At 61.1% G+C, this 22,670-nt stretch carries 19 protein-coding genes; 11 read left to right on the top strand and 8 right to left on the bottom strand.

All coding sequences use genetic code 11. From position 1 onward, the window contains the following. The first annotated feature begins 287 nt into the window (after positions 1-287). From ettA to VZC39_RS04165, 3 genes are all read left to right on the top strand, one after another. Positions 288-1,955: an energy-dependent translational throttle protein EttA gene (gene ettA, locus VZC39_RS04175; protein ID WP_349921191.1), complete on the top strand. Its 1,668-nt coding sequence runs from the start codon at positions 288-290 to the stop codon at positions 1,953-1,955. Positions 1,956-2,141: 186 nt separating this feature from the next. Next, positions 2,142-2,477 (top strand): hypothetical protein, encoded by a 336-nt coding sequence (locus VZC39_RS04170; protein ID WP_434665949.1) that lies wholly within the window; start codon positions 2,142-2,144, stop codon positions 2,475-2,477. 250 nt (positions 2,478-2,727) lie between these two features. Continuing rightward, positions 2,728-4,071, top strand: coding sequence for an NCS2 family permease (locus VZC39_RS04165; protein ID WP_434665946.1), 1,344 nt, complete (start codon positions 2,728-2,730; stop codon positions 4,069-4,071). A 98-nt stretch (positions 4,072-4,169) separates the two neighbouring features. On the opposite strand, the gene djlA is transcribed toward VZC39_RS04165, so the two are convergent. From djlA to VZC39_RS04150, 3 genes are read right to left on the bottom strand one after another with little or no spacing between them, the layout of a single operon-like run. Further along, a complete protein-coding gene (djlA, locus tag VZC39_RS04160; RefSeq protein ID WP_434665943.1) occupies positions 4,170-4,994 on the bottom strand; it encodes a co-chaperone DjlA in 825 nt (274 codons plus the stop codon). Between the two features lie 3 nt (positions 4,995-4,997). Beyond that, positions 4,998-5,684, bottom strand: coding sequence for an N-acetylmuramate alpha-1-phosphate uridylyltransferase MurU (gene murU / locus VZC39_RS04155; protein WP_434665940.1), 687 nt, complete (start codon positions 5,682-5,684; stop codon positions 4,998-5,000). Beyond that, on the bottom strand, positions 5,681-6,688 hold the full coding sequence (locus VZC39_RS04150; RefSeq protein ID WP_434665938.1) for an aminoglycoside phosphotransferase family protein: 1,008 nt from the start codon (positions 6,686-6,688) through the stop codon (positions 5,681-5,683). The genes murU and VZC39_RS04150 overlap by 4 nt, the downstream gene beginning before the upstream one ends. 174 nt (positions 6,689-6,862) lie before the next feature. Here VZC39_RS04150 and lptD point away from each other — a divergent pair, with 174 nt between their 5' ends. The 6 genes from lptD to VZC39_RS04120 are packed head-to-tail and all read left to right on the top strand — an operon-like array spanning position 6,863 to position 13,664. After that, positions 6,863-9,298 carry an LPS assembly protein LptD gene (lptD, locus tag VZC39_RS04145; RefSeq protein ID WP_349921185.1) on the top strand — a complete coding sequence of 812 codons (2,436 nt, stop codon included), beginning with the start codon at positions 6,863-6,865 and terminating at the stop codon, positions 9,296-9,298. A 30-nt stretch (positions 9,299-9,328) separates the two neighbouring features. Then, positions 9,329-10,621, top strand: coding sequence for a peptidylprolyl isomerase SurA (surA, locus tag VZC39_RS04140; protein WP_349921184.1), 1,293 nt, complete (start codon positions 9,329-9,331; stop codon positions 10,619-10,621). Positions 10,622-10,671: 50 nt separating this feature from the next. Then, on the top strand, positions 10,672-11,655 hold the full coding sequence (pdxA, locus tag VZC39_RS04135) for a 4-hydroxythreonine-4-phosphate dehydrogenase PdxA (RefSeq protein WP_434668341.1): 984 nt from the start codon (positions 10,672-10,674) through the stop codon (positions 11,653-11,655). Position 11,656: 1 nt separating this feature from the next. Then, complete coding sequence (gene rsmA, locus VZC39_RS04130) at positions 11,657-12,469, top strand: 16S rRNA (adenine(1518)-N(6)/adenine(1519)-N(6))-dimethyltransferase RsmA (RefSeq protein WP_349921183.1); 813 nt, start codon at positions 11,657-11,659, stop codon at positions 12,467-12,469. A gap of 4 nt (positions 12,470-12,473) precedes the next feature. Next, on the top strand, positions 12,474-12,836 hold the full coding sequence (gene apaG / locus VZC39_RS04125; RefSeq protein ID WP_434665934.1) for a Co2+/Mg2+ efflux protein ApaG: 363 nt from the start codon (positions 12,474-12,476) through the stop codon (positions 12,834-12,836). Positions 12,837-12,842: 6 nt separating this feature from the next. Further along, positions 12,843-13,664 carry a symmetrical bis(5'-nucleosyl)-tetraphosphatase gene (locus VZC39_RS04120; protein ID WP_434665931.1) on the top strand — a complete coding sequence of 274 codons (822 nt, stop codon included), beginning with the start codon at positions 12,843-12,845 and terminating at the stop codon, positions 13,662-13,664. A gap of 64 nt (positions 13,665-13,728) precedes the next feature. Here VZC39_RS04120 and VZC39_RS04115 read toward each other — a convergent pair whose 3' ends face one another. After that, positions 13,729-14,214 (bottom strand): 2TM domain-containing protein, encoded by a 486-nt coding sequence (locus VZC39_RS04115; RefSeq protein WP_434665928.1) that lies wholly within the window; start codon positions 14,212-14,214, stop codon positions 13,729-13,731. A 128-nt stretch (positions 14,215-14,342) separates the two neighbouring features. Beyond that, positions 14,343-15,332: a luciferase-like monooxygenase gene (locus VZC39_RS04110; protein WP_434665925.1), complete on the bottom strand. Its 990-nt coding sequence runs from the start codon at positions 15,330-15,332 to the stop codon at positions 14,343-14,345. Positions 15,333-15,644: 312 nt separating this feature from the next. Between VZC39_RS04110 and VZC39_RS04105 the strand changes: the two genes are divergently transcribed. Continuing rightward, complete coding sequence (locus VZC39_RS04105; RefSeq protein ID WP_434665922.1) at positions 15,645-16,085, top strand: DUF1842 domain-containing protein; 441 nt, start codon at positions 15,645-15,647, stop codon at positions 16,083-16,085. A gap of 130 nt (positions 16,086-16,215) precedes the next feature. Next, on the top strand, positions 16,216-19,140 hold the full coding sequence (locus VZC39_RS04100) for an HD domain-containing phosphohydrolase (protein WP_434665919.1): 2,925 nt from the start codon (positions 16,216-16,218) through the stop codon (positions 19,138-19,140). A gap of 132 nt (positions 19,141-19,272) precedes the next feature. On the opposite strand, the gene VZC39_RS04095 is transcribed toward VZC39_RS04100, so the two are convergent. The 3 genes from VZC39_RS04095 to rpmA all read right to left on the bottom strand — a co-directional run bounded on the left by VZC39_RS04095 (position 19,273) and on the right by rpmA (position 22,668). Further along, positions 19,273-20,643 (bottom strand): YjiH family protein, encoded by a 1,371-nt coding sequence (locus tag VZC39_RS04095; protein ID WP_434665916.1) that lies wholly within the window; start codon positions 20,641-20,643, stop codon positions 19,273-19,275. Positions 20,644-21,015: 372 nt separating this feature from the next. Then, positions 21,016-22,221 (bottom strand): Obg family GTPase CgtA, encoded by a 1,206-nt coding sequence (gene cgtA / locus VZC39_RS04090; protein ID WP_434665914.1) that lies wholly within the window; start codon positions 22,219-22,221, stop codon positions 21,016-21,018. Between the two features lie 189 nt (positions 22,222-22,410). Further along, a complete protein-coding gene (gene rpmA / locus VZC39_RS04085) occupies positions 22,411-22,668 on the bottom strand; it encodes a 50S ribosomal protein L27 (protein WP_005911261.1) in 258 nt (85 codons plus the stop codon). Positions 22,669-22,670: the final 2 nt, after the last annotated feature.

The following is a 22,670-nucleotide window of genomic DNA, read 5'->3' as shown; positions in this document are numbered from 1 at the left end:
AGCCGTTGATGCGGGTGCCGAACATCCCCCATTCAACCTGAATGAAGAAACCCTCAGACCCCCAGACCGGGCAGGCGTCGACCCATCCCAGCGGCCATCCCCTCCCGGCCAAGAGGGTTTCGCAGATGGGAGGCCGCTCCCGCTGTCCGCTTTGCCGCCCCCTCCCCATTGGTTTACAATCGACAAGTTTTTTGGAACCGGGTTGGCCCGCGCCGACCTGGCCCCACCACGCCATCAGTTTGTTAATGAATAATCATTAAGTTGCTGAAAAGGAAGAGAATTAGCCAATGGCTCAATTTATTTACACCATGAACAGGGTCGGCAAGGTCGTGCCACCCAAGCGTCATATTCTCAAGAACATCTCCCTCTCCTTCTTCCCGGGCGCCAAGATAGGTGTCTTGGGTCTGAACGGCGCCGGTAAATCCACCCTGCTGCGGATCATGGCCGGGCTGGATACCGAGATCGAAGGGGAAGCCCGCCCGCAACCCGGCATCAAGATAGGCTACCTGCCCCAGGAGCCGAAACTGGATCCCGAGCAGACGGTCCGTGATGCGGTTGAAGAGGCCGTGGGCGACGTAAAACGCGCCATGGCTCGCCTGGATGAGGTCTATGCGGCCTACGCGGATCCGGATGCTGATTTCGACAAGCTGGCCCGCGAACAGGGCGAGCTGGAGGCCATCATCGCCTCCCAGGGCGGCCACAACATGGAAAACCAGCTGGAGCGTGCGGCCGATGCCCTGCGCCTGCCGGCCTGGGATGCCCAGATCAAGCACCTCTCCGGGGGTGAACGTCGCCGGGTTGCCCTCTGCCGTCTGCTGCTGGAAAAGCCGGACATGCTGCTGCTCGATGAGCCGACCAACCACCTGGATGCGGAATCCGTGGCCTGGCTCGAGCGCTTCCTGCACGACTACGAAGGCACCGTCGTCGCCATCACCCACGACCGCTACTTCCTCGACAACGTGGCGGGCTGGATCCTGGAGCTGGACCGTGGCGAAGGCATCCCCTGGGAGGGCAACTACTCCTCCTGGCTGGAGCAAAAAGATGCCCGTCTGGCCCAGGAAGCGAGCTCAGAAGCCGCCCGTCGCAAGTCCATCGAGAAAGAACTGGAGTGGGTTCGCCAGAACCCCAAGGGCCGTCAGGCCAAGTCCAAGGCTCGCATGGCACGCTTCGAAGAGCTCAACACCAACGACTATCAGAAGCGCAACGAGACCAACGAGCTGTTCATTCCGCCTGGACCCCGCCTCGGCGACAAGGTGGTGGAAGTGGCGAACCTGCGCAAGTCCTACGGTGACCGGCTGCTGATCGACGATCTCTCCTTCTCCATTCCGAAGGGGGCCATCGTCGGTATCATCGGTCCTAACGGGGCCGGTAAGTCCACCCTGTTCCGCATGATGTCGGGTCAGGAGCAGCCGGATTCCGGCGCCATCACCCTGGGCGATACCGTGGTGCTGGCCTCAGTGGATCAGTTCCGCGACACCATGAACGACAAAAAGACGGTGTTCGAGGAAGTCGCGGACGGTCAGGACATCCTGCGCATCGGCAACTACGAGTTCCCGAGCCGGGCCTACATCGGTCGCTTCAACTTCAAGGGCTCGGATCAGCAAAAGCGCGTCGGCGAACTGTCCGGTGGTGAGCGTGGCCGTCTGCACCTGGCCAAGCTGCTGCAGACTGGCGGAAACGTCTTGCTGCTGGATGAACCGACCAACGATCTGGACATCGAAACCCTGCGCGCCCTCGAGAACGCCCTGCTGGAGTTCCCGGGTTGTGCCATGGTCATCTCCCACGACCGCTGGTTCCTCGACCGTATCGCCACCCACATCCTGGACTACCAGGACGAGGGCAAGATCGAATTCTTCGAAGGCAACTTCACCGAATACGAAGAGTGGAAGAAGAAGACCTATGGCGCCGAGGCCGTTCAGCCGCATCGCGCCAAGTACAAGCGGATCGCCAAGTAAAGGGAAGCGCTGGTGCGGCCAGCCATGCCGCCGCAGCGCCCCCGAGACGGCTGGCGGACCGCTGGCCAAGCGATGCCGTGCCTCCCCCCATCGAGGGGATTGCACCGTGACAAGGGGAGCCCAGGCTCCCCTTTCTATTGCCTTTTGACTTACACTCTCTCCGCCTCCCCCAACCGATAGCTAGCCATGGCCCACACCACAGACACCTCGAAGCGACTTCACATCCAGATCCGCATCGAACCCGGTTGCCTCGGGCCAGACGGCAAGGCGCACATCGACAGGTTCTGCAATGCCGCCAGCCGGATCTTCGCCACTCTGGAGCCCGAGCGGATAAGCTGGGTGCTGCTCCCGCGCCATGACAAGCAGCTGCCGGAGCAGGAGTTCTTCATCGAGGGGCGCAAACTGAGCGAGGAGCAGGCCGGTCTGGTGCTGCAGCGCATGGGGCTGACCTTGAGTCTGCTGCAGGAGCGCAGCGACGCCCTGCTGGCACAACTGGTGGAGCGTTACTTCAAGACTCTCTAATCCGCCCAAAGAAAGTCTCTATCGACACTCATTTTTCCTGCCGCAAGAGCAAACGTTTGAATTTTTACTCTATTCATTGATCCGCCTCGCAGATCCGGGGTTTGTAAACGCGCCTGCCTGTGTAAAAATGTGCGCGCTGTCACGGTATCAGGACGAGTCTGGCGATGAAATCGCCAATGACAGGGTCAGTCTCCCTATGGATGGGTCTGCCCCCCTGCTGCTTATTTCACGTCACCCATTGGAATCCAACATGAATCAACCACATCAAGCCACCAGCCCGGCGGCCGGGCAAGGATTGCTCGATCGTCTGTTCGCCCTGAAAAGTCATGGCACCACGGCCCGCACCGAGGTCATCGCCGGGATCACCACCTTCCTGACCATGGTCTACATCGTCTTCGTCAACCCGCAGATCCTCTCCGCTGCGGGCATGGACACCCAGGCCGTGTTCGTCACCACCTGCCTCATCGCCGGCATCGGCAGCATTCTGATGGGGCTGCTGGCCAATCTGCCCATCGCCCTGGCCCCCGCCATGGGCCTCAACGCCTTCTTCGCCTTCGTGGTGGTGGCCGGCATGGGCTACTCCTGGCAGGTCGGCATGGGCACCATCTTCTGGGGCGCCCTGGGACTCCTGATCCTCACCCTGCTGCGGGTGCGCTACTGGCTCATCGCCAACATCCCCCTCACCCTGCGGGTCGGCATCACCGCCGGCATCGGCCTGTTGATCGCCCTGCTCGGCCTGCACAACGCCGGCATCGTGGTGGCGAGTCCCGCCACCATGGTGACGGTGGGCAATCTCACCTCCCTGCCCTGTCTGCTGGGACTGCTCGGCTTCTTCCTGATCTGCATCTTCTCCGCCCGCGGCGTGCACTCCGCCGTGCTCATCTCCATGGTGGTCACCACAGGGCTCGGCTTCCTGTTTGGGGATGTCAGCTTCAAGGGCTTCGTCTCCATGCCGCCCAGCGTCACGCCAGTGTTCGGTCAGCTGGATTTGATGGGTTCCCTGGATATCAGCCTCGCCGGCATCATCTTCTCCTTCATGCTGGTCAACCTGTTCGACTCGTCAGGCACCCTGATCGGGGTCACCAACCGCGCCAAGCTGGCGGATGACAAGGGTCACTTCCCGCGCATGAAGCAGGCACTGGTAGTGGACAGCGTGAGCTCGGTAGGTGGCGCCTTCATGGGTACCTCCTCCGTGACGGCCTATATCGAGAGCAGCTCCGGCGTGGCCGTGGGTGGTCGCACCGGTCTGACCGCCATCGTCGTCGGCGTGCTGTTCCTGCTGGCCATCTTCTTCTCCCCCGTCGCCGCCATGGTGCCGGCTTATGCCGCCGCCGGCGCCCTCATCTACGTGGGCGTGCTGATGTGCTCCGAGCTCACCCGGGTGAAGTGGGAAGACCTGACCGAGGCGGTACCGGCCTTCATGACCGCCGTCATGATGCCGTTCAGCTTCTCCATCACCGAGGGGATCGCCGTGGGCTTCATCTCCTACTGCGTGATGAAGGCGGGCACCGGCCGCTGGCGCGAGATCAACCCCTGCGTGCTGGTCGTCGCCCTGCTGTTCATCCTCAAATTCGTCTGGGTCGACGCGCACTGAGTCGCCCCCTTCGACGGGGATTGAATCCCCCCGCCAACAAAAATGCCCGTCTCTCGACGGGCATTTTTTATGACTGCATCTAGCTTCTTTCTGGCGTGTCAGCGGATGCCGCGAGCCTCGCGGATCCACTCCCAGGCCTGCTGGATCTCCTGGGTCTTCTCCTTGGCCATCTCCATCATCTCCGGCGGCAACCCCTTGGCGGCCAGCTTGTCCGGATGGTGCTTGCTCATCTCCTTGCGGTAGGCCCGCTTGATCTCCTGATCGCTGTCGCTCTCGCTGACGCCGAGCAGCTGATAGGCATCCTTGAGCCGATCCTTGGATGGCGCCTCCTGGCGGTACTGCTGCCCCTGGCCCCCACCCTGATACTGGCCCTGACCGTGCTTGAAGAAGTTCATCTGCGCCTCGGCCATGGCCAGGATCCGCGCCAGCTCGATGCGGCTGAAGCCCAGCTCGTCGGCGATGGTCTGCAAGATGGCCCGCTCGTCGGCTTCCACGCAGCCATCGGCGAAGGCCGCCTGCAGTTGGACTTCCAGGAAGAAGCGCAGGATGTCACGCTGGCCCTGGCTCGCCTGACGGAACTCGGCCAGGGTCTCGCGCAGGGGGAAGCCGCTCTCCTTGCCCTGACGGAAGGACTCCTGGGCCCGCACCCGCTGCTCACCGGAGAGACGCATCCTGTCCATCAGGTTGGAGGCAACCCGGATCTCCTGCTCGGTGACTTGGCCGCTCGCCTTGGCGATGTGGCCCATGACGGCGAAGGTGGCGTGGAAGAAAACCGCCTGCTGTTGCTGGGTGGGGGCACGGCGGAACGACATGCCCATGCCCCGATCGAAACGATGGCCTAACCAGAGGCCAAGCAGGGCGCCAAAGATGTTGCCGAGCAGAAAACCGAAGAAGGTGCCAAGCACCTTACCCCAAATACGCATGGTTCAAGACCTCGTGATGTGTTGAGTGCTGCATCCTTGCAACTGTTCGTCCAGCTCTCGCAGCCGCGCGACGGTGCCAATGTCTCGCCACTCGCCAGGGAGCTGGCTGCCACCGACCCGGCCCACCGCCATCCACTCCCGCAGCAGGGGGGCCAGCTTGCGAGCCCCGGCAGGCAGGTGGCCGAAGGCCTCGGGACGATAGAGGCCGATGCCGCTGAAAGTGAGGGACGGGCTGTCCAGCACCCGGCCGGCTTGCAGCGCAAAATCCCCGTGAGGATGCTGGGGCGGATTGGGCACCAGCCAGAGATGGGCGAGATCCTCCCCCAGCGTCTGGTTCACCAGGGTGCCGTAATCCAGATCCAGCCAGGTATCGCCGTTGATCACCAGAAAAGGCTCAGACCCCAGCAATGGCAGTGCCTGCACTATGCCACCGGCGGTCTCCAGTGCGGTTTCTTCCGCCGACCACTGGATGCTGACCCCGAAGGCGCTGCCATCCCCGAGCGCCGCCACCAGCTCGTGGCCAAGCCAGGCATGGTTGATGACCAGATTCGTCACCCCGGCAGCCTTGAGCTTCTCGATATGATGCACGATGAGCGGCTTGCCCCCCACCGCCAGCAGCGGCTTGGGCAGGGAGTCCGTCAGCGGTCGCATCCGCTCGCCGCGACCGGCGGCCAGGATCATCGCTTTCATGCCTGGGCTCCAGCAGCAAAGCCCGGCAGCACTTTTCGCTGCAACCAGTCACCGAAACGGGACAACACAGGGTATGTGTCCCCGTGCAGATGACAAACATCCACCACATAACCCAGTGTGCGTGGAATATCCTTCAGATAACCGGATTTTCCGTCCCTGTGATAGAGGCGGGTGAAGATGCCCGCCGCCTTCAGGTGACGTTGCATGCCGGTAAGATCGGCCTGGCGCCGGAAGCGGGCATAATCGATCCCCGCCAGCACGCCAGCCTCGCTCAAGGTGTCGAAGCCATGGCGCATCCCTTGCTCGATGACATCGTCCGGCCAGCGCACGTAGCAGTCTTTGAGCAGGGAGACCAGATCGTAGCTGAGCGGCCCGATGACCATGTCCTGGAAATCGATGACGGCCAGGGTGCTGGTTGCGGGACTGTCACCGCCACACACCATCAGGTTGCGGCTGTGGAAGTCCCGGTGCATCACCCCCTGGGGCTGGGCCAGGTTGTTCTCGGTCAGGCAGGTGAAGGTGTCATCCAGCAACTGCTGCTCATCCTCGCTCAAGGCGAGTTGCAGATGATGACCCAGCAGCCATTCGGGGAAGATGGCGTTCTCACGGGCCATGAAGGCCGCATCGAAAGGCTCGAGAGAGAGCTCGACTGCGCCAAGCTGCGGCAGCAGGGCAATGGCCTTGTCATACCAGGCCAGCACGTTATCGGCATTCAGGCAGGTGATGAGCTGGGTATCGCCGAGATCCGTCACCGCCAGCAACCCCTGCTCGTAGTCCACCCCCTTGACCTCGGGCGCCAGCAGGCCGCTCGCTTTCAAGGCCGCGGCGTTGCGAACAAATTCATGATTTTTTTCGGTTTTCGGATTAGCATCCACCCACACCAGACCGGCACCACGGAAATAGCGGCGAAAACTGGCGTCACCGGAGATCAGGGTCAATTGAAGGTTGGCATCACCGGAAATCCGGCGCGCCCAGTGCAATAACAGGGAATCGCGATCGTGCATGAGTCGGGGACCAAATTGGAAAGCAGCTCTTGGCTGTTAGCCCTGGCCGCAATAATGCTTTATCATTGCCGGCTAACATAAAGCAATGACATGCAATGTCAACTTGATGGATCCTGACATAAAATGCATGCCCTGATTCAACCGTCTTTACCACGGATTGTGCGAGCCTTTCACATGACAAAATGGACACTGGGCACTTCTGGTCCCATCGCCCTGACTATCAGCCTTGTTCCAGCACTGAGTCCGATCACGGTACAGGCTGCGCCAATCAACGCGCCGCCGGCTACCGGCATTCTCGACAGCCTCTGCTATGACTATGTGCCCAAGATAGAGAAGCCAGCCTCCGGTCAGGATGCCAATGCCCAACCGGTCGAGGTCGATGCGGACCGCCTGGAAGCCAAACAGGGTGGCACCGCCGTCTATGAAGGGGACGTCAAGGTCCGTCAGGGGGTGCGCAAGTTTGACTCTGACTATGCTCAGCTCGATCAGAAGAGCCGGGATGTCATCGCCATCGGCAACATCTACTACAACGATGGCCAGATCACCGTCACCAGCGACAAGACCCTGAAATCCAATCTGGATACCAAGGATTCCGAACTGGAAGAGGGCAAGTATCAGGTTCACGGTTCACCGGTGCGCGGCTTCGCCGAGAAGGTGACCATGACCAATGACAACCAGAACATAGTGCTGGAGGGGGCTCAGTACACCACCTGCCCACCGGGCCAGGAGGCCTGGACCCTGAAGGCGGGCAGCATCGACATCGATCAGGCCGAAGTGTTCGGGGAAGCCTGGAACGCCAGCCTCTGGCTCTATGACTATCCGGTCTTCTATTTCCCCTATATCAACTTCCCCATCAAGGATGAGCGCAAGACGGGCCTGCTCTACCCGGGTTATACCCAGAGCTCCAAGAACGGCATGGACATCACCCAGCCGTTCTACTGGAACATTGCCCCCAACTACGACGCCACCATCACCTCCCGCTTCATGGACAGACGGGGCCTGATGGAGCAGGTCGAGTTCCGCTACATGCCGGATCCGGCCCACGTGGGCAGCCTCTACTTCGAAAACCTGGCCAACGACAAGCAGTATGACGAGACCGACAGCCTGAACCAGCATCTGTCAGATGGTCATCGCTATCTGCTCAATGCCCGTCATACCTCCATGTTCATGGATAATTCCCTGCGGGTGTCGGTGGACTACACCAAGGTGCGGGACCGGGACTACAACTACTTCAACGACTTCTCCCCCAAGGTGGGGACCCAGGTCGACAACCAGTTGCAGCAGTCTCTGATGGCGGGTTATTTCCAGCAGAACTGGAACCTCAATGCCGAGGTGCGGACCTACCAGATCCTGCTGGCCAGCGCCCAGCAACCCCACGAGCTGATGCCCCGCATCAACCACAACTACTACCACCAGGGCAGCTGGTACGATCTGGCCTGGAACACCGAACTCACCAACTTCGGTTACAACAACGATCAGGCCATCGAGCAGAACCAGGGCGAAGCCTACACCGGCACCCGCTTCTACACGGCCCCGACCCTGACCATCCCCCTCATCGATGAGGCGGGCTACTTCCTCGACAGCCAGTACAAGCTGATGTACACCCGTTACGATCAGACGGTGCCTGACAACATGAGCAGCACCTTCACCAGCAGGTTCACGCCGCAAGACGGTGGGGGAGTCACCCTGGAGGAGGGGAACATCACCCGGGTCCTGCCCTCATTCCGCCTCAAGGGGGGCATGACCTTCGAGCGCGAGCAGCAGTGGTTCGGGAAAGAGGGCGCCAATCAGACTCTGGAACCCGAGTTCCAGTATCTCTACGTCCCCTACAAGGATCAGGACAACATCGGGGTCTACGACTCCACGACCATGCGTCAGGACTACTACAGCCTGTTCAGCGACCGCCGCTTCGCAGGTCTGGATCGCATCAGCGACTCCAACCGCCTTTCCATCGGTCTCACTAGCCGCATTTATGATCCGGCTGGCGATGAACGAATCCGGCTGGCCGTTGCCCAAGCTTTCGACTTCGTGGCTCCCAGGGTCAAGCTCTACTCCAGCGATGTGGCGAGCACCAACAACCGCTCCCCGCTGTCGTTCGAGGGCGACGCCAAGATCAACGAGCAGTGGTTTGCCCACGCTGGCGCGCAGTATGATTTTGACCAGAGCCAAATCAGCTCGGCCAACAGCGCGCTGGAGTACCGCCACGAGAAGCTGATCAGCCAGCTGAACCACCGCTTCGTGCGCGATGCCAACTACGACCTCGAACACAAGGGAGAGGTCACCGACCTCAACCAGATCGGTCTGTTGCTGACCACGCCGCTCAATGATCAGTGGCACCTCTATGGTGGTTACTACCAAGAGCTCAACCAGAACGTGAAGTCCGACCGCAAGGTGGGCCTGAAATATGACTCCTGCTGCTGGAGCATCAACTTCAACCTGGAATGGGTCAACACCCCGGACAACGTGGACATGAGGCCGACCTCCGAGCGCAGTCTGGGCATTCAATTCGAGATGAAGGGATTGGGTAGCGTAGGGACAGGTCCGAAGGGAACCTCCCTGGATACCGAAGCACTGCCTTACATTCGTCCGTTTAACCTGCGAGACCAATAACCGGTCTGGCAAACGCCTTGAGAGATGGATATGAAGAAGACGTTGATTTCCCTGCTGACCGCAGGCCTGTTTGGAGTCATGAGCCAGGGCGCCATCGCCGCCCCCGAGCTGGTGGACAAGGTGCTTGCCGTGGTCAACAAGGACGTGGTGCTGGCCAGCCAGCAGGAAGCCCTGGTCCAGAAGGTCAAGGCCTCCGCCCAGGAGAGCGGCCAGTCCCTGCCCGATGACGCCACCCTGCGCAAGCAGGCACTGGATCGCCTGATCCAGGAGAGCCTGCAGTTGCAGCTGGCGGATCGCCAGGGGCTCAAGATCAGTGACACCCAGCTGGAGCAGGCCATCCAGAGCATCGCCGCCGACAACAAGATGACCCTCGAGCAATTGCGCGCCCAGCTGGAGCGTGAGGGCCTGACCTATGCCCAGTACCGGGAAGAGGTACGCCGCGAGATCCTGATGAACGAAGTGCGCCGCAATCAGGTTCGCCGTCGCATCAACATCTCCGAGCAGGAGGTCAAGCAGGTGGTCGAGGCCCTGAGCAAGCAAGGCCAGCAGCAGACCGAGTACCACATCGGCCATATCCAGGTCGCCCTGCCCGACAATCCCAATGCCGAGCAGCTCAATGCCGCCAAGGCCAAGATCGAGCGCATCCTCGCCTCCCTGAAAGAGGGAGCGGATTTTCGCAAACTCGCCATCGCCGAGAGCAACGGTCCCAAGGCCCTGGAAGGGGGAGACTGGGGCTGGATGAGCCCGCAAGAGATGCCGACCCTGATGGCCGAAGCGGTACAAGGGGCCAGCAAGGGTGACATCGTCGGCCCGCTGCGCTCAGGCGCCGGCCTGCATATCGTCAAGATCTTCGACACCAAGGGTCAGCAGCAAGTGATGCAGACCGAGGTGAAGGCTCGCCACATCCTGATCAAGCCCTCCATCATCCTGAGTGAGGAGAAGGCCAAGGGGACCCTGGACGGTATCTTGCACGACATCAAGAGCGGCAAGGCCAGCTTCGCCAGCATGGCGGAGAAATACTCCGAGGATCCGGGCTCTGCGGTGCAGGGCGGTGAACTGGGCTGGTCCGATCCCAACGTCTATGTGCCGGAATTCCGCGACATGGTCAATCGCCTGCAGCCTGGCCAGATCAGCGAACCCTTCCGCACCAGCCACGGCTGGCACATCGTCCAGCTGGAAGATCGTCGCAGTCAGGACGCCACCAGCAAGGCTCAGGAGCAGCGCGCCTATCAACTCATCTTCAACCGCCGCTTCACCGAAGAGTCCCAGTCCTGGCTGGACGAGCTGCGCGACGAAGCCTACATCCAGATCGAACCCAATTAATGGGTGATGAGCAGATGAACAGCCGCCATCCAGGGCGAGTCCAGACGCAGATGCCCTGCCGTCGCCTCGCCATCACACCGGGTGAACCGGCGGGGATAGGCCCGGATCTGGTGCTGCAGATAGCCCAGCAGGATTGGCCCCACCAGCTGGTGGTGATCGCCGATCCCGCCCTGCTGCACGCCCGTGCCGCCCTGCTCGGGCGGCCTGTCGTGCTCGAACCCTATGACGCCAGCGCTCCTGCCCGTCCCCAGCGGGCGGGGACGCTCACCGTCTGCCCCCTGCCCCTCGGCGCTCCCGTGGTACCGGGCGAGCTCGACGAGGGCAATGGCGCCTATGTGCTGAACACCCTGCAGCGGGCCTGTGACGGCAATCTGAACGGCGAATTCGACGCCGTGGTGACCGGGCCCGTCCACAAGGGGATCATCAACCAGGCCGGGGTCTCCTTCAGCGGTCATACCGAATTCTTCGCCCAGCAGTCGGGCACCGCCGATGTGGTGATGCTGCTGGCTACTGAAGGGCTCAGGGTGGCGCTCGCCACCACCCATATTCCGCTGGCCTACGTGGCCAAGGCCATCACCGAGGATCGGCTCGGCAAGGTGATCCGCATACTGGATGCGGACCTCAAATGCAAATTCGGCATCACCCAGCCCAGGATCTACGTCTGTGGCCTCAATCCCCATGCCGGGGAAGGGGGACATCTGGGCCGGGAAGAAATAGACGTGATCGAGCCTGCCCTGGACGCCTTGCGCCAGGAAGGGATCGATCTGGTCGGCCCCTTGCCCGCCGACACCCTGTTCCAGGACAAATACCTCAAGGATGCGGATGCGGTACTCGCCATGTACCACGACCAGGGACTGCCCGTGCTCAAATACAAGGGCTTTGGCAACTCGGTCAATATCACGCTGGGACTCCCATTCATCCGCACTTCGGTGGATCACGGCACCGCGCTGGATCTGGCAGGCAAGGGCCTGGCCGATCCCGGCAGCCTGATCACCGCGATTAACCACGCCATTCAGATGGTAGAGAAAAAATAATATGAGCAGTAAGGTGCACATGGGCCACACGGCCCGTAAGCGTTTCGGTCAGAACTTCTTGCATGACAGCTACGTGATCGACCAGATCGTGGCCGCCATCAACCCGCAACCGGGTCAGAACCTGGTGGAAATCGGGCCTGGTCTGGCCGCGCTGACCGAGCCGGTCGCCGCCCAGATGGACAAGATGACGGTAGTCGAGCTGGACCGCGACTTGGCCGCCCGCCTGCGCGAGCATCCCACGCTGAAAGACAAGCTGACCGTCATCGAAGCCGATGCCATGCGCTTTGACTTCGGCACCCTGATGGGGGAAGGCCGTGGGCCGCTTCGCATCTTCGGCAACCTGCCCTACAACATCTCCACACCGCTCATCTTCCACCTCTGCGAATTCGCCGATCGGGTGGAAGATATGCACTTCATGCTGCAAAAGGAAGTGGTGCTGCGTCTGGCCGCCGGTCCGGGCAGCAAGGCCTATGGTCGCCTGAGCGTGATGACCCAGTACTACTGCCAGGTCGTCCCCGTGCTGGAAGTGGGCCCGGGTGCCTTCAAGCCCGCCCCCAAGGTGGACTCCGCCGTGGTGCGCCTCATCCCCCACAAGAATCCCGTCCATGTGGCGAAAGACATCCGCTGCCTGAACCGTGTCTGCACCGAGGGCTTCGGCCAGCGCCGTAAGACCATTCGCAACAGCTTCTCCAACTTCATCACCGACGCCCAGCTGACTGAGCTTGGGATCGATGGCAACCTGCGCCCGGAGAACCTCTCCCTCGAGCAGTTCGTCATGATCGCCAACTGGCTGGCCGATCAGCAGCAGGCCTGATCCCATGGCAAAGCCCCGGATAGCGGTTCGCCCACACCCCAGCTATGTGGCGGGCACCCAGGATCCTTACCACTTTATCTATCTCATCGAGATAGAGAATCTGGGACCGGGCACCGTGCAACTGCTGCACCGGCGCTGGCTCATCACCGATGCCAATGGCAAGATGCAGGAAGTGGAAGGCCCCGGGGTGGTCGGTGAGCAACCCTTCATCGCCCCCGGTGAGACCTTCAGTTACCAGAGTGGCGTCCCCCTCGCCACTCCGTTTGGCGTAATGGAGGGCAGCTACCTGCTGCAAGACGAGTCAGGACAACAGTTCGAGGCTCCCATCCCTCCCTTCACCCTGGCCGTTCCCCACATCATTAACTGAGGTTTCATGGCGAACTGTTTTGTCGGCGACATTCAAGGCTGCTACGACGATCTGCGCCGTCTGCTGGATCTTGCCGAATTCGACTCCGATAACGACACCCTCTGGCTGTGCGGTGATCTGGTCGCCCGCGGCCCGGACTCGCTCAACACACTGCGCTTCGTCAAGTCACTGGGGAACCGGGCCGTCACCGTGCTTGGCAACCACGATCTGCACCTGTTGGCGGTGGCCAACGGGGTGGCGCCGCTCAAGAAGAAAGACAAGCTGCAATCCCTGATGGAGGCACCGGATCGGGACGAACTGCTGGAGTGGCTGCGCCAGCGCCCCCTGCTGGCGGAGCATCCCGATCTTCCCATCATGATGATCCATGCCGGCCTCTCCCCCGCCTGGGATGCCCGAACCGCCCGCAACTGCGCCCGCGAGGTCGAGAGTCTGCTGCGCGGGGATCAATACCAATGGCTGCTGCACAACATGTACGGGGATCAACCGGACAGCTGGGATGACAACCTGCTGGGGATAGAGCGCTACCGCTACATCATCAACAGCTTCACCCGCATGCGTTTCTGCTACTTCGATGGGCGACTCGACTTCAAGTGTAAGAAGGGCCCGACGGAATCGACCCCTGGCCTGCGCCCCTGGTTCGAGCAGCGGGAGCACCATGTAGACGATCCCACACTGGTGTTCGGCCACTGGGCAGCCCTGATGGGTGCCACCGGCAAGGATGACATCAAGGGGCTGGACACCGGTTGCGTCTGGGGCAACAGCCTTACCCTGTGGCGCTACGAAGATGACGCCCTGATAGCGACCCCCTGCCCCGCTTACGCCAAATGAAGCGTTCCCAATAAGACGGGCCCGGCATCGCTGCCGGGCCCGTTTTTTATAGAAACAGCAGAGGTTAGAGTTTACGACCCAGCCGTTTCTCCACCTGCCGCCGCTCCCACTCGGGACCGAACATCTTGAACGGCTGGAACAGGTTGATGGCATGGGACATCAGCCCCAGTCCCCAGCCCAGCATGGGCCACCAGGCCCAGATGTAATCCGGGTTGCTCAGGTAGTTGATAATGAACAGTCCCCCTATCACCAGCACGTAGCTGATGAGGTGACCGTAGAACCCCCTGAGCCCTTCGACAAACTTCATCGCCTCACGCTCATCTCGCGCCACATGCACCAAACCTTGACCATCTAGCTCATGCCCTTTCATCTCGCTCTCCTGCAGTTGAGTCACGTCGAGCTCAAAGACGGAGGCCAGGGCCTTGAGGGATTCCAGTCCGGGTTGCTGCCCCTGTTCGATCCGCTGTATGGTGCGCACACTCAGACCAGACAGGGTGGCCAACTGCTCCTGTGACCAGCCCCGCTGCAATCTCAATTTCCTGACTATCATCATCGGCTCCTCGTGATATTGGACAGGGCCAGCATAGGGACAGGGGCAAGGCAGCGACACGACAAAGCCCTGACATCAACCTGACTATCGTGCTAAATCAATACGTTATAGTTATTTCCGTCCACGGCTCAGAGGCTCTGCATCAGCTCGGCCGCAATCTCGAACGAGTGCAATCTGGCCTCGTGGGAGACGATCGGACCGTTGAACATCAGCTCGTCCGCCCGGGTCTCGGCCAGCAGCGCCTGCAAGCCGTGGCGCACCTTGTCTCTGTCACCCACCAGGGAGCGGGCCAGGGTCTGCTCCATCGCCATCAACTCTCGCGGTGACCACTCCTCCCCCAGATCCTGTACCGGCAGGGGCAGCTTGCCCGCATCGCCGCGATAGAGCCGCAGGAACTGCTGCTGCAAGGTGGTGAACAGGAAGCGGGCCTCCCGCTCGGTATCCGCCGCGATCACATTGATGCAGACCACGGCGTGGGGCTTGGGCCAACGGGCAGAGGGGCGGTACTGGGTACGATAGAGCTCCAAGGCCTGCAACAGCAACCCGGGCGCGAAGTGGGAGGCGAAGCCGAACGGCAGCCCCATGGCCGCCGCCAGCTGGGCGCTGTAGAGGCTGGAGCCCAGCAGCCAGATGGGGACATGCAGCCCCTGACCGGGAACGGCCTGCACAGCCCCTACCTCGTCACCAAAGTAATGCATCAGCTCGCGCACATCGGCGGGGAAGTCATCCACCTCGCCGCTCTTCTGGCGACGCAGGGCCTGCATGGTGCGCTGATCGGTACCGGGCGCGCGCCCGAGCCCCAGATCGATGCGATCCGGATAGAGGGAAGCCAGCGTGCCAAATTGCTCGGCAATCACCAGGGGGGAGTGGTTCGGCAGCATGATGCCACCAGCCCCCAGCCGCAGTGTACGGGTGCCAGCGGCCAGATGGCCGATCAGCACCGAGGTGGCGGCACTGGCAATGCCCGGCATGTTGTGGTGCTCCGCCAGCCAATAGCGATGATAGCCCCACTGTTCCGCATGGCGGGCCAGATCGAGGGAGTGGCGAAACGCGTCGGCAGGGACTGTGCCTTCGGGGACGGGAACGAGATCGAGGACGGAATAAGGGATGGCGGACATGGGACACTCCATTGCGTCGGGTTCAACAGGCTGTGGGCAATGTAGCATGAGATATCTCAATGACCCATGCCAGACCACCCTGGAGCTGGGATCGGAGTTACCTGATACGCAGCCCTGACAGCATCAAGGGATGAATATAACCAATTGTTATTATTAAATTTTAAAACAATTCATATTGCTTTATGTCAGTCTCAGGCTGTCGTCAAGTGGCACTTTATACACTAACGACCAGCTTCGCACGGCACTACCCTCAGTGGGCTCGTCATCTGTTGTGGGCAGGACTCTCAACACGACCAACCGGAGAACACAGGCATGAATGCGACCACTGATACCAAAACCGGCCTCTTCCTCGCCACCTTCGACATCGGGAAAGCCATACCGGGTGCCCCTCTGCTGCGCCTCAACCTCAGCGTCTATACCCCGGGTGAGACCCTGAACGGCGTCGCCCACCTGACCCAGGCCACCAATCCGCCGCTGGATCAGGCCTCGGAGGTCAAGGGCCAATACACCTACATGTGTGTCATGCCCAAGCAGTGCCACATCCTGGTGACGGCCCAGGGCTACCCCATCATCAAGTGGCCGCAACATGCGGGCATTGGCCCCGTGATCCTGCCCAACTTCGAGCTGCGCATGGTGCTGAGCGAGGACTGGAAGTCCGGCACCGCCAACTACAAATATCAGGATAACCAGCAGAAGTGGCACGAGGTGAAAGACGCCCCCGTCACCCTGGTGCCCGCCGCCGTACTGGCCTGATCCCGGCGGCCCCAGCGGGCCGCTTTTTTCCCTCGAATATTCTTCTGTCAGCTACTGTGTTTTTTGTCATCCTTCGAACACACTGAATAGTCGCCAAGGCGATGGATGAGAGTGGGACAAGGATGCGTCCATGACAAAATCAAAGCTCAACTGCCGGCCCTTCTATGTGCATATCGCCACCCTGTTCATTCTGCTGTTCAGCCTGCTGGGGGGACTCCTCATTGTGTTGCAGTACCAGCAAGGCATGCAGCAGGGACAGGAACACGAGCGCCAGAGCTTTCTGCAATATCGCGAACAGCTGGCGCTGACCCTCAAGCTGAACGAACGACCGGCCCGCATGTCCCTGAGCCTGCTGCGCAGCGGGCAACTGGCAGCCATGCCCGATCTGGAGGCCCGCCTCACTTATCTGCCGCAGCTCGCCGAGGTACTGGGCAACAGCAGCAGCTATGGCGCCATCTATGCAGGTTACCAGAACGGCGACTTTTTCCTGGTACGCAAGCTGACCAAACGTGCCAGGGAGCGGCTGGATCAGGCCCCGCCCGCCAGCACCCTGCTGGTACAGAGCCTGAGTCAGGGCCAGGGTGAGTTCCTCTACTTCGACAAGCGGCTGCATCTGCTCGAACGCAGACTCATGCCCGACTACAGCTTCGATCCTCGCAGTCGTGACTGGTACAAGGAGGCCCGCTGGCAAAACGGCATCATTGCGACGCATCCCTATCTCTTCTTCACCACCCGGGAACCCGGCATGACGCTGGCGGTGGAAAGTGACGATCGCCAGGCGGTGATCGGGCTGGACATGGGGGTCGAGGGGCTCTCCGCCCAGATAGGCAGCCTCTCCCTGCCCAGCCACTGCCAGCTGGTGCTGTTCGATGAGATGGGCACTCTGCTGGCCGCCGATCCCAAGCGGCTGCCGAGTTTCGATCAATTGAGCCGCCTGCCGACGCTGTCGGCGCTCGCTTCCCCCGTGCTGACCTTGTTACAGCAGCAGATAGCGACCCATCCCACTCTGCTGCACGGCCCGGACGAGCAGACCTTCACCCTGACCACAGCGGACAAGAATGATTGGCTGGTGAATCTCTCCCCTCTCGGGGAGGGCTCTCCCTTCTATATCGCCCTGCTGGCACCGATGGAGGCGTTGACGGCGCAAGCCCGTCACGAGGCGCTGCAGAACCTCATCTTGACCCTGGCCGGCTTACTGCTCCTGCTGCCCATCATCTGGCTGGTGGCCAGACAGACCGCCGCGCCGCTGCTGGCATTGACCCAGGAGGCAAAGCTTATCCAGCACTTCGACTTCAGCGAGCGCAAGGTGCCCGACACCCCCATACAGGAGATCGACGATCTGGCCCGAACCATGTCAGGCATGCGGTTGACCCTCGGCAACTTCATGAACATGGGACGGGCGCTCTCCGCCGAGCGCCGCTTCGACTCCCTGCTCAACCGCATCCTGCACGAGACGGTGGCGGCGGCACAGGCCGAAGGGGGTTGTCTCTATCTTGCCCAAGACAAGCAGATGACGGCGGTACAAGCCCTCTGGCAGCAGCAACCGATCCCTTGCGAGCGGGTACGCTGGCAGGAGGCGCTGCTCGGCGGGCTCTATCATACGGAGCGGCTCAGCCTGCCTCTGGATGAAGAGCACTGGCAACAATATCTGGCGGACTGGGGCCCCTTTCCCGGCCCCCATCAGCTGCTGGCCGAGCCTCTCTACAACCACCGTCAGGAGCTGATCGGCTGCCTGCTGCTGATCCTGCCCCGATGCTCGGCCGCCGAGCTGGCCTCTCGCATCAGCCTTATCGAAGCACTGGCTGGCATGTCAGCCTCCGCCATCGAAAACCAGCGTCTGCTGGAAGAGCAGAAGCAGCTGCTGGAGGCGTTCATCGAGCTCATCGCCGGTGCCATCGATGCCAAGAGTCCCTATACCGGTGGCCATTGCCAGCGCGTGCCCGAACTGACCCGCATGCTGACACAGGCGGCCTGCAGCCAGCAGCAGGGTCCGTTTGCCGACTTTCGGCTCAATGAAGAGGAGTGGGAAGCTATCCATATCGCGAGCTGGCTGCACGACTGCGGCAAGGTCACCACCCCCGAGTTCGTGGTCGACAAGGCCACCAAGCTCGAGACCATCTACGATCGCATCCACGAGATCCGCACCCGCTTCGAAGTGCTCAAACGTGACGCTTACATCGAGGCGCTGACATCCCGCCTGCCAGCGCAAGAACGGCAGGCGTGCCAAGACGCGGTGGCCCCGCTCTGGTCCACCCTGGATGAGGAGTTTGCCTTCGTCGCCGAGTGCAACCTCGGGGGAGAATGGATGGCGCCAGAGAAGCTGGCACGGCTGGATGCCATTGCCGGCCGTACCTGGCTGCGCACCCTGGATGACCGACTGGGGGTAAGCCGGGAGGAGCTGAAGCGCCATCCGGATGGTGCAGCCCCCACCCTGCCCCACCTCGAGTCCCTGTTGGCAGACAAGCCGGAACATCTCATTCCCAGGCCCAAACAAGACAAGCTCGCCGAGCACAATCCCTGGGGCTTCAAGGTCAAGGTGCCTCCCCAGCTCTATAACCGGGGGGAGCGCTACAACCTCGCCATCTCCCGCGGCACCCTCACGGAGGAAGAGCGCTACAAGATCAACGACCACATCGTCCAGACCATCCGCATGCTAGAGCGCCTCCCCTTCCCCCAGCACCTTCGCAAGGTGCCGGAGATCGCCGGTGGTCATCACGAGCGGATGGACGGCAAGGGCTATCCGCGCCAGTTGCAGGGATCACAGATGAGCATTCCTGCCCGCATCATGGCCATCGCCGACGTCTTCGAGGCACTGACCGCCAGCGATCGCCCCTACAAGTCCGGCAAGACGGTCTCCGAGGCGCTCACCATCATGCTGCGCATGGTGGAGGAGCATCACATCGATCCGGCGCTGTTCACCCTCTTCATCGAAAGCGGCGTCTGGCGCGACTATGCCGAGCAGTTCCTCTCCCCGGCACAGCTCGATGAGGCGCAGTGCCAGGCTCTGCTTACCGGCAGTGTCGGCTCCGCGAAGGTATCCAACCTGTCGCCATAAGGAAAAACCTTGGGAGCCGGGAGCGCCTTGTGGTCAAGACAGAACCGCAGGTTCAAGCGGGTGAGAAGCACAATCTTGCCCATAAAAAAACGGCCAACCCGAGTTGACCGTTTTGAGTTGCCAGAGCGCCGCTTAGAACAGCAGGTGAGCCACACCGGCGATGACCGGCAGGGTTACCAGGGTGCGCAACAGGAAGATGACGAACAGCTCCCACAGCTTGACCGGGATCTTGCTGCCGAGCAGCAGGGCGCCCACTTCCGACATGTAGATGAGCTGGGTGACCGACATGGCGGCAATGACGAAGCGGGTGATGTCGCTCTCTATGGTCGAGGCCAGCACCGCCGGGATGAACATGTCCGCAAAGCCGACCATGATGGTCTTGGAGGCCGCCTCGGCCTCCGGCAGTTGCAGCAGTTCCAGCAAGGGCACGAAGGGGGCCCCCAGCCAGTTGAACACGGGGGTATGCTCCGCCAGCATCAGGGCACAGGTACCGATGGCCATCACCACCGGCAGCACGCCAAACACCATGTCCAGGGCATTCTTCACCCCTTCCCGCGCCACGGAGCCGAGATCCGTCATGCTGTCGGCCTTGGTCAACGCACGCTGGTAGCCATAGCTCAGCACGCTGTGCTGATGGGGAATGGCCTCCTGCTTGCGGCACAGGGGGGCACCATCGCTGTAGACATCCTTCTTCCAGGAGAGCGGCGGCAGACGCGGCACGACGATGGCGGCCACCACACCGGCCAGACAGACCGTCAGGTAGAAGGGCACGAACATGTGCTCCAGTTTCACCTGGGAAATAACCACCAGACAGAAGGTGATGGAGACCGCTGAGAAGGTGGTGCCGATGACAGCGGCTTCCCGCTGGGTGTAGAACTTGCCTTCATACTGCTTGCTGGTAAGCAGAATGCCGACACTGCCATCGCCGAGCCAGGAGGCGAAGCAGTCCACCGCCGAGCGACCCGGCAGACGGAATACCGGCCGCATGATGCGGGTCATCATGGTACCGACGAACTCCAGCAGACCGAAGTCCAGCAGCAGCGGCAGCAGCAAGCCCGCAAAGATGAACACCGAAAACAGCACCGGCAGCAGATCGTGCAGCACCAGGCCGCCGGTCGCACCGGAGCGCAGCACCTCGGGCCCCGCCTCGAAGAAGGTCAGCAGCACGAAGATGCCACCCAACACCCGCACGCAGGCCCAGAATGGAGAGACGTTGAACAAGCTGTTGAGAAAGGGGCGACGCACCAGGATGGCCGGCTTGAACAGCCAGGCGACCAGGGTCATCAGCATGGTGGTGGTGATGATGGCACTGACCATGGCCACCAGATGATCGGCGAACACGACCTGCACCAGTTTCGCCAGCACGGCGACGGGGATGGTAACGTTGCCATCATAGATGACCGGGGTCATAAACAGCAGGATCCCGATGAGAGACGGGATGAGGAACATCAGCAGGTTGCGGCGAGTATGAACCGCCGGCGCCTGCAGGGTCTTTTCCAACATGATTTACAGCCTTCTTGTGACTTTTCCTTCAGCCAGGCCGCCTGCATATTCATGCCCTCGCCCGACAAACGGGCGCAAGAATAACCCAAATAAATGCACAAACAAGCTTTTAACGGATCATTTCAAGCATAAATATTATTACAGACAAACCATCCATAAGAACAAACCAAAACAGTCATGCATATTGATTCAACATAAAATAGTTAGCATATTGTTTCAACAAGGTTAAGTTCAGCTGCGCAGTATAAATTGTCACGAACAACAGGCAAGAAGCTGCATGGCAAATATATCTATAAGGTGATCCCGTCGAGCTTCCCATAAAAAAACCGGAGCCTGTTGCCAGGCTCCGGTCTCGTCGCGACAAGGTGATGATCAGTCGCGTACGTAGATGACTTCGACGCCGTCGTCGTCTTCGTCATCCCAGTCATCGTCGTCATCCAGGGCGTCGTCGAAGGCCTTGGAGGCCGCCAGTGCTTCCGCCTCGGCCTGGGCCAGCTGGTTCTTGTGGTAATCGTCCCACTTGAACTCCACCTTCTCGATGGCAGCCTTGGCATCGGCCTCCAGCTGACGGGGCATGGTATCCAGCAGATCCAGGATGTCGTAGCAGACTTTCTTGGTCCCTTCCTTGGTGATGGCGGTGATGGCGTAGACCGGCCCTTCGTGGTTGAGGGCGGCCTTGACTCTGTCCATCACTTCCTGGGCTTCTTCTTCCAGGATCAGGTCCATCTTGTTGAATACCAGCCAGCGCGGCTTGCTCGCCAGCTCCGGGCTGTATTTCTCCAGCTCGCGGACGATGGTCACTGCATTGTCGGCAGGATCCGAGCCATCCACCGGGCAGATGTCCACCAGGTGCAGCAGCACGCGGCAACGTTCCAGGTGCTTGAGGAAGCGGATGCCAAGGCCTGCGCCTTCTGCGGCCCCTTCGATCAGGCCCGGGATGTCGGCGATGACGAAGGAGCGGGAGTTTTCACCCCGTACCACGCCGAGGTTCGGTACCAGGGTGGTGAAGGGATAATCGGCCACCTTGGGACGAGCGGCGGAAACGGCGCGAATGAAGGTGGACTTGCCGGCGTTGGGCAGGCCCAGCATGCCGACGTCCGCCAGCAGCAGCAGCTCCAGTTTCAGGGTCCGCACTTCGCCCGGGGTGCCGTTGCTCTTCTGGTACGGAGCACGGTTGACCGAGCTCTTGAAGCGGGTGTTGCCAAGGCCGTGGAAACCGCCCTTGGCGACCAGCAGCTTCTGGCCGTGGGTCGTCAGATCCCCCAGCAGTTCGCCGGTGTCTTCATCGCTGGCACGGGTACCAACCGGCACGCGCAGGGTACGATCCTTGCCGCGGCGACCGGTACAGTTGGCGCTCTGGCCATTCTCGCCGCGTTCGGCGGCGTGGAAGCGCTCGAAGCGATAGTCGATCAGGGTATTCAGGTTCTCGTCGGCGATCAGATAGACATCGCCACCGTCGCCACCGTCACCGCCGTCCGGGCCGCCGTTCGGGATGTACTTCTCGCGGCGAAAGCTCACACAACCGTTACCACCGTCACCGGCATCGACTCGAATCTGGACTTCATCAACAAACTTCATAGGTAACCGTCACCTTCAATTCGAAAAACCGATACGCAATTATAGTGGTACAGACCCCCGCGGGCGAGACGCATCTGGCCGATGGGGCCCGTCTTCGCCAGCACTGCCGCGTGCCGTTTTTTCGTCAAACTCATCAGAAAAACAAAAGCCCCGCCTGTTGGCGGGGCTTTGGATCCTTGCGGTCCGTAATTACTCAGCAACGATGCTGACGTACTTACGGTTTTGCGGACCTTTAACTTCGAACAGCACTTTACCGGTCGCAGTTGCGAACAGAGTGTGGTCGGTGCCCAGGCCAACGTTGGTGCCAGGGTGGAACTTGGTGCCACGCTGACGAACGATGATGCTGCCTGCCAGAACTGTTTCGCCGCCGAAACGCTTAACGCCCAGGCGTTTAGCTTCAGAATCGCGACCGTTGCGGGATGAACCGCCAGCTTTTTTGTGTGCCATCT

The organism is Aeromonas sp. NJAU223 (assembly GCF_051125555.1).
Taxonomy (GTDB): domain Bacteria; phylum Pseudomonadota; class Gammaproteobacteria; order Enterobacterales; family Aeromonadaceae; genus Aeromonas; species Aeromonas veronii_G.
This window is presented reverse-complemented; position numbering and strand designations above follow the sequence as displayed.